This is a genomic window from Paenibacillus sp. J53TS2 (assembly GCF_018403305.1).
GTDB lineage: Bacteria > Bacillota > Bacilli > Paenibacillales > Paenibacillaceae > Fontibacillus > Fontibacillus rhizolycopersici.
In genome coordinates this window covers 1-14176 of sequence record NZ_BOSK01000014.1, presented here as the reverse complement: position 1 = coordinate 14176, position 14176 = coordinate 1, and the positions used below count along the sequence as shown (strand labels likewise).

General features: G+C 51.3%; 15 protein-coding genes and 1 riboswitch. Of the genes, 5 read left to right on the top strand and 10 right to left on the bottom strand.

Annotated elements, in window-relative coordinates; translation table 11 throughout:
• Window positions 1-136: 136 nt before the first annotated feature.
• Together KJS42_RS20990 and KJS42_RS20985 are read right to left on the bottom strand one after the other, a co-directional pair.
• Window positions 137-1447 (bottom strand): WD40/YVTN/BNR-like repeat-containing protein, encoded by a 1311-nt coding sequence (locus KJS42_RS20990; RefSeq protein ID WP_155605927.1) that lies wholly within the window; start codon window positions 1445-1447, stop codon window positions 137-139.
• Window positions 1448-1489: 42 nt separating this feature from the next.
• Window positions 1490-2404: a polysaccharide deacetylase family protein gene (locus KJS42_RS20985; RefSeq protein WP_244868566.1), complete on the bottom strand. Its 915-nt coding sequence runs from the start codon at window positions 2402-2404 to the stop codon at window positions 1490-1492.
• Window positions 2405-2834: 430 nt separating this feature from the next.
• On the opposite strand from KJS42_RS20985, the gene KJS42_RS20980 reads away from it, so the two are divergent.
• Window positions 2835-3761 carry an L-lactate dehydrogenase gene (locus tag KJS42_RS20980; RefSeq protein WP_155605926.1) on the top strand — a complete coding sequence of 309 codons (927 nt, stop codon included), beginning with the start codon at window positions 2835-2837 and terminating at the stop codon, window positions 3759-3761.
• Between the two features lie 152 nt (window positions 3762-3913).
• Here KJS42_RS20980 and KJS42_RS20975 read toward each other — a convergent pair whose 3' ends face one another.
• Window positions 3914-5158 (bottom strand): MFS transporter, encoded by a 1245-nt coding sequence (locus KJS42_RS20975; protein ID WP_213624030.1) that lies wholly within the window; start codon window positions 5156-5158, stop codon window positions 3914-3916.
• A gap of 18 nt (window positions 5159-5176) precedes the next feature.
• Complete coding sequence (locus KJS42_RS20970; RefSeq protein WP_155605924.1) at window positions 5177-5632, bottom strand: CBS domain-containing protein; 456 nt, start codon at window positions 5630-5632, stop codon at window positions 5177-5179.
• Window positions 5633-5796: 164 nt separating this feature from the next.
• Between KJS42_RS20970 and KJS42_RS20965 the strand changes: the two genes are divergently transcribed.
• Genes KJS42_RS20965 through xerS form a run of 3 tightly spaced genes read left to right on the top strand, consistent with a single transcriptional unit; the run spans window position 5797 to window position 8061 of the window.
• The gene (locus KJS42_RS20965) at window positions 5797-6234 is read left to right on the top strand and encodes a MarR family winged helix-turn-helix transcriptional regulator (protein WP_155605923.1); all 438 of its coding nucleotides are present in this window, start codon (window positions 5797-5799) and stop codon (window positions 6232-6234) included.
• 57 nt (window positions 6235-6291) lie between these two features.
• Window positions 6292-6948 carry a spermidine synthase gene (locus KJS42_RS20960; protein ID WP_213624029.1) on the top strand — a complete coding sequence of 219 codons (657 nt, stop codon included), beginning with the start codon at window positions 6292-6294 and terminating at the stop codon, window positions 6946-6948.
• Window positions 6949-6978: 30 nt separating this feature from the next.
• Complete coding sequence (gene xerS, locus KJS42_RS20955) at window positions 6979-8061, top strand: tyrosine recombinase XerS (protein WP_213624028.1); 1083 nt, start codon at window positions 6979-6981, stop codon at window positions 8059-8061.
• An 82-nt stretch (window positions 8062-8143) separates the two neighbouring features.
• Here xerS and mobB read toward each other — a convergent pair whose 3' ends face one another.
• The 5 genes from mobB to KJS42_RS20930 are packed head-to-tail and all read right to left on the bottom strand — an operon-like array spanning window position 8144 to window position 11948.
• On the bottom strand, window positions 8144-8632 hold the full coding sequence (gene mobB / locus KJS42_RS20950) for a molybdopterin-guanine dinucleotide biosynthesis protein B (RefSeq protein WP_213624027.1): 489 nt from the start codon (window positions 8630-8632) through the stop codon (window positions 8144-8146).
• Between the two features lie 44 nt (window positions 8633-8676).
• Complete coding sequence (locus KJS42_RS20945; RefSeq protein ID WP_213624026.1) at window positions 8677-9945, bottom strand: molybdopterin molybdotransferase MoeA; 1269 nt, start codon at window positions 9943-9945, stop codon at window positions 8677-8679.
• Window positions 9942-10286: a prenylated flavin chaperone LpdD gene (gene lpdD / locus KJS42_RS20940; protein ID WP_213624025.1), complete on the bottom strand. Its 345-nt coding sequence runs from the start codon at window positions 10284-10286 to the stop codon at window positions 9942-9944. Before lpdD ends, KJS42_RS20945 begins: the two co-directional genes overlap by 4 nt.
• A gap of 37 nt (window positions 10287-10323) precedes the next feature.
• Window positions 10324-11256, bottom strand: a complete 933-nt coding sequence (locus tag KJS42_RS20935; RefSeq protein WP_213624024.1) for a dihydroorotate dehydrogenase — start codon at window positions 11254-11256, stop codon at window positions 10324-10326.
• Window positions 11253-11948 (bottom strand): dihydroorotate dehydrogenase electron transfer subunit, encoded by a 696-nt coding sequence (locus KJS42_RS20930; protein WP_213624023.1) that lies wholly within the window; start codon window positions 11946-11948, stop codon window positions 11253-11255. The genes KJS42_RS20935 and KJS42_RS20930 overlap by 4 nt, the downstream gene beginning before the upstream one ends.
• A 191-nt stretch (window positions 11949-12139) precedes the next feature.
• Between KJS42_RS20930 and KJS42_RS20925 the strand changes: the two genes are divergently transcribed.
• A complete protein-coding gene (locus KJS42_RS20925; protein ID WP_244868565.1) occupies window positions 12140-12967 on the top strand; it encodes a polysaccharide deacetylase family protein in 828 nt (275 codons plus the stop codon).
• 50 nt (window positions 12968-13017) lie between these two features.
• On the opposite strand, the gene KJS42_RS20920 is transcribed toward KJS42_RS20925, so the two are convergent.
• Window positions 13018-13719 carry a 3D domain-containing protein gene (locus KJS42_RS20920; RefSeq protein ID WP_193416205.1) on the bottom strand — a complete coding sequence of 234 codons (702 nt, stop codon included), beginning with the start codon at window positions 13717-13719 and terminating at the stop codon, window positions 13018-13020.
• Window positions 13720-13726: 7 nt separating this feature from the next.
• Window positions 13727-13895, bottom strand: a riboswitch (cyclic di-AMP (ydaO/yuaA leader).
• Window positions 13896-14176: the final 281 nt, after the last annotated feature.

Sequence of the window (14176 nt, the reverse complement as noted above, 5' to 3'; positions counted from 1 at the left end):
TACAAGTTAAATATATCACAAAGTCTAAGCTGCACACGTGATAAATTTCACAATATGATGAACGTCACTATTTTTCTTTGTTTCTGCGCGTAAAAAAGCACGACACCTCGTGCCGTGCTTGATATTATCGTTGAACCTACAACACCTGCCAGCTTCGTCCCCCGTCTTTCGTTTGCATAAGCAGTGAGCGTTGTTGATCCTCTTTGGCAACCAGCAGCCATCCCACGCGGGAGGTAAAGAACTGAAGCTTCACGATTACGGGGTAACCTTTTAGCGTCTCGATCAGTTTCTCATTATCCGGCAGCGGCTCCCAGCTCGTTCCTTGATCCGACGTATAATAGACCGTTGAATCGAGTATCGTCCAGCCTTCGTTTCGGGTCAAGAAGGTTGGGGTCAGCTTCTCGTTTAATCCAGTCTGCCAAGACAATTTGAACTGCGCTAACTTCCATGTGTCACCGGCATCTTCGGTGAAATAACCATTGAATTTCGTAGAATTTCCACGGCTGCAGCCAACGGGAATCCACCCCTCTTTGGTACTGCCCGAGAAGAAGGATACATTTCCGATCGTAAAGCTGTCGCAGGTTTTATACTTGTCCAAGCTGAAGAACTGTTTGTTTTGCGTCCAAGTCAATCCGCCATTTTGTGTCATATACAGCGTCGGAAGCCCATCCATCTTCTCGCTAACAAACCCCCGGAGTGGACTCGTAAAAGCCATGGATGGATCCGTGCCTAAGGTTCCTGCAGGGTGATCTGAGGACAGAAGGCTCACGGGGTCGGTTCCCCCGAGCAAAGCTTCAAAGGATTGGGCTCCATCATCAGTGGCATAGAGTGACTTTTGGCCTCCCTCCCTAGGGGACCCTTCGGATAAGATCCATCCATTGGCCGAGTCAGCGAATACCATCGCCTTCACCTCCCCGGTTCCGGGGAACGAAGTGACCTTCCAGGTCACTCCGCCGTCCGTCGTACGCAGGACAATCGTATCTCCGGAACCCGCAGGATTACGAACGATAAAACCATGATCCGGGTCAAGAAAAAAGATATCTTTACCATACTCGGGCGTGGTTGAAAACGGCACGGATGCGGCGGGAGAAATATTGGTCCACGTTTTGCCGTTGTCTTCCGTAATGTAGAGCCGAAGCTCGTTTCGCGTGTTCCCCCAAGCTAACCCCGTCGTAGCGCTGAGCAACTGAAAGTCGGTTAGACGGGTCTGAATTTGGTAGCGGTTGTTTTTGTTCTCCGCCGAAGTGGCGGCGGGATTTCCCTGGTTTTCGGAAGATTCCGGATTGATCACCGTAATTGTCTGCCCTTCCTCGGAAGGATCATCTTGAACAGGAGCGGCAGCCGGAGGCATCTCAGACGTGCAAGCCGTCAGAAGCAGGACCAACACCAGGGCGGTTCCGGTCAACTTGTGCCACAAGCTCAACCCGAACCACCTCGCTTTCTGCATAATCTAGTTCGTCTCTCATTATACCATAGGCGCTTTCCGCCGTTATAGACGCGGATCGTTCCCGAAGTTGACCGTGACATGCTGATCAGGTTTGTACACGGCAAAGGCATAGCCCTTGCTTTGCAGGTATTCGATAATTTGCGGTAAAACCTTTATGGTTTGCGCTTTCTCATGCAGGAGAATCACTTCTGTGTTGCGGTGCGTTTGACGCTTCACTTCTTTGAGGATCGAACTGGGGCTATCCGGATATTTCCAATCCTTAGAATCAACCGTCCAATCCCACATTTTAAACCCGGCTTTGGCGATGTCGCCGCGGAATTTCTCACCGATTTCCGGCTTGCTGCCATAGGGAGCGCGAATCAGCTTCGGCGTAGTTCCGGTCAGCTTCTCAAACAACTGCTGTTCTTTCGTAAATTCCTCCACGAAATGAGCAGATCCATTCCCGTCGTACAATTTCTTCTTGTTGTGCGTCATGCTATGTAAACCAATATAATGACCAGCCTCCAGCGTCTGATTAACGGCCTCTTTATGGCTGCTGAGTTGATTTCCGATCATGAAGAACGTACCGTGGATCTGATAACGCTCCAAAATATCAAGCAGCGGCTCCGTGTATTTGCTAGGTCCGTCATCAAAGGTCAGATAGATGACTTTCTGCTTCTCTGTGGTTTTAGGTTTTTTATCGGGTACCGCCGGAGGTTTCGTCTCGACCGTTGGCTGAACGGGAGGCGTCGGCTTGTCTTCTACCGGTGTTACAACGGGTTCTACCGCAGGCTGAGAAGGCTCCGATCCAGACGGCGCTATGCTCTGCTCTTGCTCCCCCTCTTCTACAGCCGCCAATTTCGCCGGTATAACCACGCGGGTAGGCTTCTGAAACGGGAGCGATTCATGTAACAGCGGGGCGACCGCCATCGCAGTCAGTGCCAAAGATGACGCTGCCAGGACGATCGCTGCTGTCATCACGAGCTTCACCGGTCGTGTTGAACCAGAACGTGCGGTGCGCTCTCCATGTTTTTCACTTCGTCTTCCGTAAGGCGACATATCGTTCACCGGTTTCCTCTCTCTTTTTCTAATTACTAGAATAATATAAAGCGAGAGTTTCGTCCTTACAGAATCGTTAATCGTTGGTTACAAAGTGATAACATGTTTTGGATAATGATATTTAGTTTACATAATATTTATTATGTAATTATTCTATTAAAACTGAATATTCCACATTTTACTTTAAATTTTGAGCTTATTTCAGGTACAATGGAATTTGGGCGAACTACATATCGCGCTTTCTCCTTGAAAGCGACGAAGCGACCTGAACACATGCAAAACAACAGGTTAAGAATGCAAGCCTTGGCGCAAGCTAAGGTTTGGAGAATACGACGAGGAGATGAAAAAAATGAAAAACAAATTGCGTTCCAGCCGGGTTGTTATCATCGGCACGGGGGCGGTTGGCGCAACAACCGCTTATACGCTGCTCTTAAGAGAACGGATTTCCGAGTTGGTGCTGATCGATGCCAATAAAGAAAAGGCACTTGGCGAAGCGCTCGACATGAATCACGGTCTTCCCTTTACCGGCGGGGTAAAGCTTTGGGCCGGTGATTACAGCGATTGCGCCGATGCCGACGTTATCGTGATCGCTGCAGGTGCTTCCCAACGTCCTGGGGAGACCCGAATCGATTTGCTGAAACGGAATGCCGGCATTTTCGATAACATTATTCAGAATATCGTTAAATATAATGACCACGGGATCATCCTTGTGGCCACGAACCCGGTTGACATTTTATCTTATGTCACCTTGAAGAAGAGCGGATTCCCGTCCAATCGCGTGATCGGTTCCGGGACCCTGCTTGACAGCGCACGTTTCCGTTATTTGATCGGTCAAAATAAGAAGATTAACCCGCGCAGCATCCATGCGCATATTATCGGCGAACACGGGGACTCGGAGCTTCCGCTTTGGAGCTTGGCCAACGTTGCGGGGATTGGTTTGGAATTCTCCGAAGAAGATCGTAAGGAGATTTTCAACAGCACGAAAAATGCCGCATACGAGATCATTAACGCCAAAGGCGCCACGTCGTACGCGATTGCGCTTGCGCTGGACCGGATCATCGTCTCCATCCTGCAAAACGAAGCGTCCGTGCTGAACGTTTCGACGCTGCTGACCGATTACAACGGGGTATCCGACGTTTACCTCGGAGTGCCGAGTATTGTGGACCGCTCCGGCGTTCGCGAAGTGCTGGACCTGAAGCTGAGCAATGAAGAGTTGACCCAATTCCACGCCTCTGCGAATAAACTCAAATCGGAGATCGCTAACCTGGATTTGTAATAACAACATCCCTTATTTTCATCGATAGCGTAAAATAAAAAAGCGTCCGGTCTGCTGCGGGTATGCGGCACCGGACGTTTTTTTGCCCAATCAATTCACGTGATGAACTAACGTTAATTAATGATATTAATTACATCCGCTATCGTCCTTAATTAATGCCCCGAGCGAACCTCATCAACATGTTTGACATGCTTATGATTGATGGCAATGAACAGCACGGCAAGCAGTACGAAACCGGCGCCTACGAGAAACGGGACATGTGGGTTAAACCACTCGGCTAGTTTACCGGCCAAAAACGGAGCCACCGCCCCGCCCAAAAACCGCAGGAAGCTGTAGGCGGCCGAAGCCGTGGAGCGCTCGACTGGCGCGGCGTTCATCACCGCCGTAGTAATCAGTGTATTGTTGTTTCCAAGCAGTGCCCCTGCGGCAATGACGGCGACGATAATCACCCATTGGGTATCTGTCCAAATTCCCATAGCCAGCAGCATGAGAGCAAACAGAAACAGCATGGCCCCCATCGATTTCACCGTACCGAATTTTTCTTGCAGCTTAGGCGCTGTCACTACAGAGGTAATTGCCAACAGAATGCCCCACGCTAGGAAGACGTAACCCAGACCATGTTCATCCAGTCCCATCACAAACGGAGCATAAGCCATAAGTGTGAAGAAACCGATGTTATAGAAGCAGGCGGTTAATCCCAACACAACCAGGGAACGGTAGCGCATGGCCCGGAATGGGGCCATTACGGAAGTGCGCGTAGCTTTTGAGCCGCCCTTCTCGGATGATTTAGGCATGAGGATGCTGAGACCAACGAATGCGATAACCATAAGCGAGGCTACACCAAGAAACGGCCCGCGCCAGGAGATAGCTCCCAGCCAGCCGCCGACGAGCGGGCCGACCGAGATGCCGAGGCCAACCGCGGCTTCGTAGAGAATAACCGCTTTGGCGGTCCCGCTGCCGGATAACGTAACGATGGCCGACAAGGCCGTAGCGACGAACAAAGCGTTGCCGAGGCCCCAACCCCCGCGCAGACCGATAATCGTCCACACGTCGTCGGCCATTCCGCCCAGCGCGGAGAACACCGCGATCACAACGATGCCGGCAAGCAACGTCCACTTGATGCCGATCCGGGAGGAGATCGCCCCGGTAATCAACATGGCAACCGCCATCACCGCATTATAGCTGGTGAACAGCAAGGTCACTTCGCTGGGCGAAGCGTTCAGACTGGCCGCGATGGCCGGCAGGATCGGGTCTACCAACCCCAAGCCCATAAAGGCGATAATCGAGGCAAAAAAAACAGCCCAAACGGCTTTGGGTTGTTTTAATAGACTCTTATTTTCGAGTTCTAAACGTTCGGTAGTTTCAGATAACACTGCTGTTTTTGACGATGATGACATAAAGACTCCTTCCCCGGGTTATAAGAAAGATTTAAAGGAATGCCTGATCACATCTCCCCGGCTGATAATTCCGACAAGCACCCCGTTGCGTTCGACTGGGAGCTTCTTAATCTGCTTCTTCCCTAGAATCGCCGCAATGTTCTCAATTTCTTCATCCCATGAAACGGTATATACTTTCTTCTTGCCGATTTCTTTGACGTTGAGGTCAAGCAACCGCTGTGCGCGCTGTTCAAAATCCTCCTGGTCGCCTTTAAATACAGCGACATAATAAATCGAATCCACCACGACGTCGCGGTGTTTGCCGATGTACCGCATAATATCGCCGTCACTGATGTAGGAGACGATCTCATTCCGTTCGTTGACCACCGGAAGCCCGCTGATGCGATATTCCATGAATCTTTCGATGACGGAGCGAACCGTATCGGTCTCCTTGACTTTGTAAACTTGCTTAATCATGATCTCATGCGCTTGCATGGAATATCCCCCTCATATAATTGTATTATACAACTACACAAATTGTTGTCAATTGCTCGACCTTCGTAAAGGCGCTTCCCTCTACTCGAGGCCTGCATTCATTTAATTTCATGTCCATTCTATGATACGATAAACTTATCCTATTTGCCTGTGAGGTATTTGAAATGATCGATGAAAAATCGCTTGAAACCATCGAATTAGAGATGGCTGTATTATACCGACGGATAACTACAGCAACGGCTTCCGGAAAATACGGTAATTTAGACCGTTCCGCCTACCTGCTGCTGCATCGTATTGGTGCTCACGGCGCGGTGGGTGTCAAATCATTGGCCGACGAGTATCAGCTGGACATTTCAACCGTCAGCCGTCAAACGGCTGCGCTCGAGCAAAAAGGTTATGTGCGGCGAATTCCGGATCCGGCGGATCGACGCGCTTTTTTCTTGGAGATTACAGAGCTGGGCGCTGAAGAGTATGCCGTTTATAAAGAAGGTCGGTTAACGCGTATTCGCGAGCTTCTCTCGGATTGGGCGGAGGAAGAAACGGAAATCTTTGCCGCTTTGCTGCAAAAATTCAATCATGCTCTGCTGAATTCAAAATCCTGATATGGTCCAATTAGTTTACATAATATATATTATGGTAATCAAATGGAGGTAATCCTGATGAATGATATCGATATGCCGCTTGAAATCATTGAAAATGCCGTAACGCCTAGAGGCGAAATCCAGTTGCAACGGCGCGGCGAGGCGTTCGAAATCATCAGCAACGGCACCTTTCTGATGGCTACGTATAACGGCGAGTCGGAGCGCCTGCTAGTCCGCCGTGCGCTGGAGTTGGTCCCTTCGCCCGATAAGGTGCTGATCGGCGGCTTAGGCGTCGGTTTTTCGCTGCAGGAAGCGCTTCTCGACCCCCGCGTGAAGGAAGCGACCGTTGTGGAGATCGAAGCCAAAGTGATCGATTGGAACCGCTCTGTCTTGGCTCATGTCAATGGTCATGCTCTCGAGCAAACGAGAACGCGGTTGATCCATGCGGATTTGGTTGCCTGGATTCGCGAAACGGCGGAATCATTCGATTTGATCTGCCTTGACATCGACAACGGACCGGATTGGAAAGTGTTTGACGGCAACGCCTCCCTGTACGATGCGGCCGGTCTTGCGGCCCTACGAAACCGGCTGCGGCCTAACGGGTGCTTGTCGTTTTGGAGTGCGACCCCCTCGCCAGATTTCGTCCTGCGGTTGAGGGAAGTATTCGGGAACGTGGAGATCCGCGAAGTCCCCCAAACCCACGGCGAGCCGGATTACATTTTTTACGTACGATAACGGAAGCCAGAAATCTCAGGAGGGACCAACATGAATATTCAGAAAATCATCGATCGCCGAAGGTTGGATGAGAAGGTCGTTCAGATGCCCTGGTTCGTGCAGCAGTTTATCGACTATAAGCTGCCGGACCTCTCCCCCTCCACCTTGCTCGAATATGTGCGCGACTATGAGCAGTTTTTCGGATGGCTGCGTGCGGAGGGATTATCGGCGGCGGCGGCGAACGGCCAAATCACGCTCCTGGATCTAGAGACGCTGCACATGGAGAGCATCGTCGGTTACCGGTTGCACTTGACTACGCGAACGGAGAGCACGAACTCCAAAATTACTGTGTCGCGAAAAATGTCGTCCTTGCGCTCGCTTTTTCATTATCTAAGCCAAATCGCCGAGGACGAAAACTATTATCCGCTGTTGAAACGAAATATCATGGCCAAGGTGGAAATCAAACGCATTCAGAAACCGAAGGATACGGCAGCCAAGCTCAAGGGCAAAATTCTGGAAGAAGACGAACTGACCGAATTCATCGCCTACATTGCCGAGGGATACGGCCACGATGTTGCGGATAACAAGCAGGCATTGTATGCCTATGGGCTGAATAAAGAACGGGACGCCTGTATCGCGAGCCTGATTCTCAACTCCGGATTACGCGTCTCCGAAGTCGTAAACCTGAACGTGGATGACTTGGATCTTACAAATAAGCTCATTTACGTCTATCGAAAAGGCAATAACGACGAGTCATTCAAAACGCCCGTTTATTTTCGGGAACAATCCAAGGATGATTTGACCGGCTATATGATGCTTCGCCAGACACGGTATCAAACCCCTAAACGGGAAAAGGCGTTATTCGTGGCCATTCCGAACGGTCATAAAGAAGGGAAACGAATGACCAAGCGCGCCATTCAAGCGATGATCATCAAGTACGCTAAACGGTTCGGGAAGCCGTATTTGACGGTCCATAAGCTACGGCATTCCTTCGCCACCGACTATTATTTACAGAACGATATTTACAAGACCAAAGAGCAGCTCGGCCACGCTTCAACGGAGACGACAGAGGTATATGCTCACCTCACTGACAAAACGATGTCCGAGGCGATTGAGCGTCGCGCCAGCAGTTAATTGTCCATGGACACCCTTCGCTTTTATGAAAAGAGGACTTCCCTGCAGTTTATGCGGGAAAGTCCTCTTTGCGTCCAAACATCTACAACCAGTTTTGCCGGATATATTCGGCGATTTGCGCGATCTCGTCGCGTTGGAAACGGCGTGGATCCGCCTCGTTGACGGGAAAGTCCGCTTCTTTCTGAACAATGGCGCAAACCTGTTTCAATTCATGGATTAACGGCTCGTCTTCCGTGGAGCGCAGCAGCACCATTTTCGGATACGGTTCCTGCTTGAAGCCTTCCACCAAGATCAGATCATAGCCGGCGAAATGATCGATGAGCTCGGATAGCGGCGTTTCTCGCTCTTCGAAAATCGCTGTCCGCCAAGGCGAAGTAATCGCTGCTGCTGTAGCACCAGCCTCCCGATGGCGAAATGAATCCGTGCCTTCCCGATCGGCATCAAACCCGTGCAAGTCATGCTTGATCACGGCCACGCGAAGATTCATGCCATTAAATAACTTTGCCAATCGAGTGATTAACGTCGTTTTCCCGCTATTTTTATAACCGACGATTTGTAAAACCGGTGCCACGCCAGCCCCTCCTCCATCCTACGAAACCCATAATTGAATCAAATTCAGAGATTACCTCCCGGCAGCTTCAGTACAGCTACCCGCTCGCCCGCTTCCATCCCCGTACTGGAAGGAGGGATCACGATCAACGCATCGCTGTCCTTGATCGTGATCATTACGCCTGATTCGTCCAGCTCTGCCGGAATGGCGTAAAGCTTGCCCTCGAGGAGCTCCAGCCGGCCGCGCACGAAGCGGGTAAAGTTATTGATTTTGGGATAAGGTCGGGCTAGCTCTGCCGTCAACTCAGGCAGAAACGGCTGAACGATTCCCATCATCTTTCCGATCGCCGGACGGACGAACAGCTCGAAACCAACGAAGCAAGCCCCCGGGTTACCGGATAATGCAAACAGCAGCTTTCCGTCCTTCACTGCGGCTGTCGTTACGCTCCCCGGTCGCATCGTCACTTTGTTGAACAGCATATCCACGCTGCCGCCCGACACCAGATCAGCCATGATATCATAGTCTCCGACAGATACGCCGCCGGTAGTGACGACAACATCGTAGTTGGCGAACGCCGCCTCAACCTGCGCCTTCGCCTTGGTTAAATCATCCTCGATCGCCTCGAACAAGAACGGTTCGCCGCCTGCTTCGGTAATTTGGCTATACAGCAAATACGTATTACTGTTACGGATTCGCCCGTCTTGCAAAGGTTCATCGATGCGCAGCAGTTCCGAACCCGTGGAAAAAACCGCGATTCTCGGGCGTCTCATTACCGGGACACGGTGAATGCCGAATGTGGCCAACACGGAAATCTCGCCAGCCGACAGCTTGCGGCCAGCCTCCAGAATCACATCTCCCTCGGACAACTCAAGCCCGACCGGTGTAATATTCTTACCCGATTCGATTTCGCGAATCAATCGGATAAAGGTCTGACCTTCTTGGAGCACAGATTCGGTCATTTCGAACATGACAACGGCGTCGGCTTCATCGGGAACCTTGGCCCCGGTCATAATTCGGGCCGCTTGTCCCGGCTTTAACTTCACCTTGGGAACCGATCCAGCAGGTATCTCATCCACCACTTCCAGAAGGACAGGATGTCCTGCATGGCAATCTGACGTATCACTGCTCAAGATCGCGAACCCGTCCATGCCCGAGCGGCGAAAATGCGGATACGGGTGCGGTGCGACGACCTGCTTCGCAAGAATTCGACCGTAAGCCTCAGGTAGCGAAACCATCTCGGCTTCCGTTGCCTTCGCATAAGGCAAGATTTTCGCCTGTGCCTCGGCCACCGGAAGCGCTTTACGGCGAAATTTATCCTGATCGGCTTCTCTCATCGCGGATTCGCTCCATTCCCCTGCTGTTCCAGCAAATAATGATCCAGCATCTCTGTCGTTCGTTTTGAAATCTCTTTAATTTCTTCTTTGCTCAAATTGTCGTAATGAATGCCCATAACGACGGTGACGGTTCGGCCTAGCGCCGCAGAGGCGCGGCGGGCATACTCTTCGCTTAAGGTATGCTCCTTGTGCCCTGGCACAGCGGAAGTCACCGCTTCAGTGCCTTCACCCGACGGATAAGCGGTTGACGCCGCGCCAATGTGCGAGACGCCTCCCGTGATTAGCAGCAGCAAATCACGTCCGACCGGGATCGCTTCCAGCTTGATATCCTCGAATGACAATTGCCGCAGCTCCCTTCCAAAACAGTATGCCTTTATTTTATAGGATTCCGCGGATTTCGTCCAAGGCCTGGATGCCTTCCCGGTTCATCCATGCCTCAAGATCGCTGACCAACCGCTCCCCCGCTCGCAGGTTTACGAAATTATGGGTCCCCACCTGAATGACGGTCGCGCCGGCCATGATAAACTCGACAATATCCTCTGCACTGCTGATCCCGCCCATTCCCATCACCGGGATTGTCACGGCATGACTGACTTGATGTACCATTCGCAAAGCGATCGGCTTGATAGCCGGACCGGACAGACCGGCATATAAATTGTCAAAGATGCTCCGCCGCTTGAAGATGTCGATTTTCATCGCCGAGAACGTATTGATCAGCGATACGCCGTCCGCTTGTTCTTCCTGGCACATCACGGCCATACCGACGATATCCTCAGCGTTCGGGGACAACTTGACGACCAGTGGCAGCGCCGTTGCCGCCCGGACCTCGCGGACCACCTGACGGGCAATGTCTGTTTTGATCCCGTAGGCCATCCCTCCGGCTTTAACGTTCGGGCAGGAAATGTTTAGCTCGATCATGTCGACGGCGGTTCTGCCTTCCTGCTTCCGCCTAGCCGCATCCTCATCAATCAGCCTGGCGCCTTCCACGTACTCTTCAATCGTATTCCCGCCCAAATTTACGATTCGTGCCAAATCAAGCTGCTCCCACCGCGGGCATTCTTCGCGCAGGAAGGCGGCGACTCCCGGATTCTCCAGGCCAACGCTATTCAGCATCCCGGACGCCGTTTCCGCAACGCGAATCCCGTCATTCCCGGCCTTCGGATGTAACGTTAGCCCTTTGCCAGACAATCCGCCCAGCTTGTTAATATCGTAAATTGCCCCATACTCTTTGCCAAAACCAAACGTCCCGGAGGCCATGACGACCGGATTCTTAAAAGAAACCCCCGCGAGGCTGCACGTTAATCGAGTCATGCGAACACGACCTCCTCCGCTAAAAATACCGGCCCGTCTGCACAGGCCTTCTTCCGTCCGTCTTTGCATTGCACGCTGCATACAAGGCAAGCGCCGATGCCACAGGCCATACGATTCTCCAAGGAAACGTAGACCTTGGTTTGGCCACCGCTTTGTGCTTGTTTGCGCTGGACCGCATGCAGCATCGGATGAGGCCCGCAGGCGATCACCGTATCATAGTTCCGAAAATCTACCCGATCTAATATCGAGCCGCCCACGTCAACCGTCACTCTGCCACGGGATGCAGCTTGAAACTCTTCGACCATATAGGACTCGCGGCTGTAGCCGAGGTATACGTCGGCCTCCGGCGCTTCACGCAGTGCGTAATAAAATGGGGCGATGCCGATTCCGCCGCCTACGAAAGCCGTCTTTCCCTCCAAGGGCGGAAATCCGTTGCCAAACGGACCGTCCAGTCTTAATGAATCCCCAGGCTTCAGTCCGGATAAACGTGCGGTTCCTTCCCCCGCAACCAGAACCAGGAACTCGATTTGGTCCTCTTTGAGATCAAAGATGCTAATCGGACGGGAGAGCAAAGGATATTGATCCCCGGCGCGCAGCATATAAAATTGCCCCATTTTCCCCGTGAACTTCCCTTGCACTGTGAGCTTGAACACCCCATGCGCGACTTCTTGGTTGGCCACTACAGTTGCCACGAATCTATCACATCCCTCTCATTTATGCTTCATCAAAGGATGCAATTTTTCGCCAAGAACGTCTGTGATTTATCTCACAACCGCATATTGGTTTCCATAACCGCTGTTTTTTTATCGTTTTCATTCATTTTCTGCAACAGTTAGGGAATACTACATCTTAGGTACAGTATGGGAATGAAGGAGGACTAACCTTGCTTATCCAGCTTAAGAGAGCACTATTCTTGTGCATGGCCGCTTCTCTGTTTATGTACAGCGGCTCCGGGCTTCAGACTGTTCATGCCTCCTCAGTTGTTCATGAAACAAGGAGTCAGTCGGATAAAGGAGATCTGAAAGAGAACAAGGCGGCACCTGTGGACGCCAAACCAGTAGATCTAAGCGAGCTGCGACGCAAATATTCGGAGACCTTCAAATTCCGAGGTCCGGAAGTGAAACAGATCGCCCTGACCTTCGATGACGGTCCTGATCCACGATTTACGCCGCAAATTCTCGATGTGCTTCATCGTAAAGGGATCAAGGCAACCTTCTTCGTGGTCGGAGTACGGGCTAAGAAATTTCCCAAGTTGATGCAACGGATCCATCAAGAGGGGCATCTCATCGGCAATCACTCCTTCAGTCATCCGAATTTCCGCAAGCGCTCCGTCAAACAATTTCAAACGGAAATCCTGCGTACGGAGAAAATTATCCAAAATTCCGTAGGCTACCGCCCCAAGCTCATCCGCCCGCCTTATGGGGAGATTAGGGAGGAACAGGTGCAGTGGGCAAAGAAAAACGGCTATACCCTCGTCAATTGGAATGTAGATTCGCAAGATTGGAAAGGTATCGACAAAAACAAGGTTAAATCAAACGTGATTGATACCGCGGGTCCTGGCTCAATTATCCTTCAGCATTCGGGCGGCGGTGTCGGATCCAATCTGAACGGTACGATTCAAGCTCTGCCGGAGATTATCGACACGTTGCAGGCGCAAGGTTATCATCTCGTCGATCTGGCCGAGCTTCTGCAAACAACCAAATATCGCTAACGCAAAAGAGCTCCCTCGTCTGAGGGAGCTCTCTTGCTTGTGATCGTGTCCTATTTCAATACGTACAGGGTAACGTCTTGATAGCCGAATGCTTTCGCGGCAGTTGTGCTCCCCGGAATAAAGATATCAATGCGGTTCCCTTTAATCGCACCGCCCTGATCGCTGGCTGTAGCCACAAACGCTTGATCCGGCAAGCCATCATGGCTGTGTCCGGTTACCAGGACTTTCGTGCCCATCGGGATGACCTTCGGGTCGACGGCGATGGTGCCGAGCTTCAGCGGGTTGCCAAAGTAGTCTACCGCGCCCCATTTTCCATTTTCGCTTGCCGACGCGGTATATGCCGAGGCTTTCACATTAATCGTTTGCGAGTAAGTAAACGTTTTTCCCCAAGCCTCAACGACGTTGTCGTTAGACATCACCTTCAGCTTGGATGCGACAGCTGTCGTCGAAGTTGCAGCCGGCGCAACCTCCTGTTTAGCCGGTGCGGCGGAAGCCAAAGCCAATGCGCGGGTTTCGCCCCCCGGAATGGTGATGTTCAAGCCACCGTATATATTCTGCGGATTAATGGTTGGATTTGCAGCGATCAGCTTGTTCAATTCCACGCCGTATTGTTTGGCAAGAAGATAAAAGGTGTCTCCCTCCACGGCTTTATGTACCGCGTCTGCATGGACGGAAGCCGTCTGCAGGGTAATCGTCAAACTTGCGGCGATCAACGCCGATGCTGCTATTTTAGACCAGATACGACTTTTCAATGAATTGCCCTCCTTTTTACTACGCCTGCGGAGTTAGTTGTCGGATTCGGAAAAAAGGAACGTTCCCGGCGCATCCATTGACGCGCTTCACCCCAAGAAACGAATTCGGTTCACCCTGGTTCGTTATCAGCTTTCGTCCCCCGCACCTTGAAGTAAGGTTTCGGCTTATTGAATATATCACAATTTTGTAACCAGAAGCTCAGGTAATTCTCACCAAATGGCTCAAAACCTTGATAGGACGGGTTACATTTTTGTGTCCAATCGTAAACGTAATGTTAAAAAAGATCATATGTTCGGCAGCAAAAAGGCAAAAAAAGGACCGCCCGAATCTGATATGCTCCCCCTACTGTAGACAGGTGAAATAATAAAACCTGTTTACCGTGAGGGGGAGCATTTTTCATGCCAAATAAAAAGCTTACCGACGTAGAGAAGTTAGCCATTGTACAGGAAATCGAGG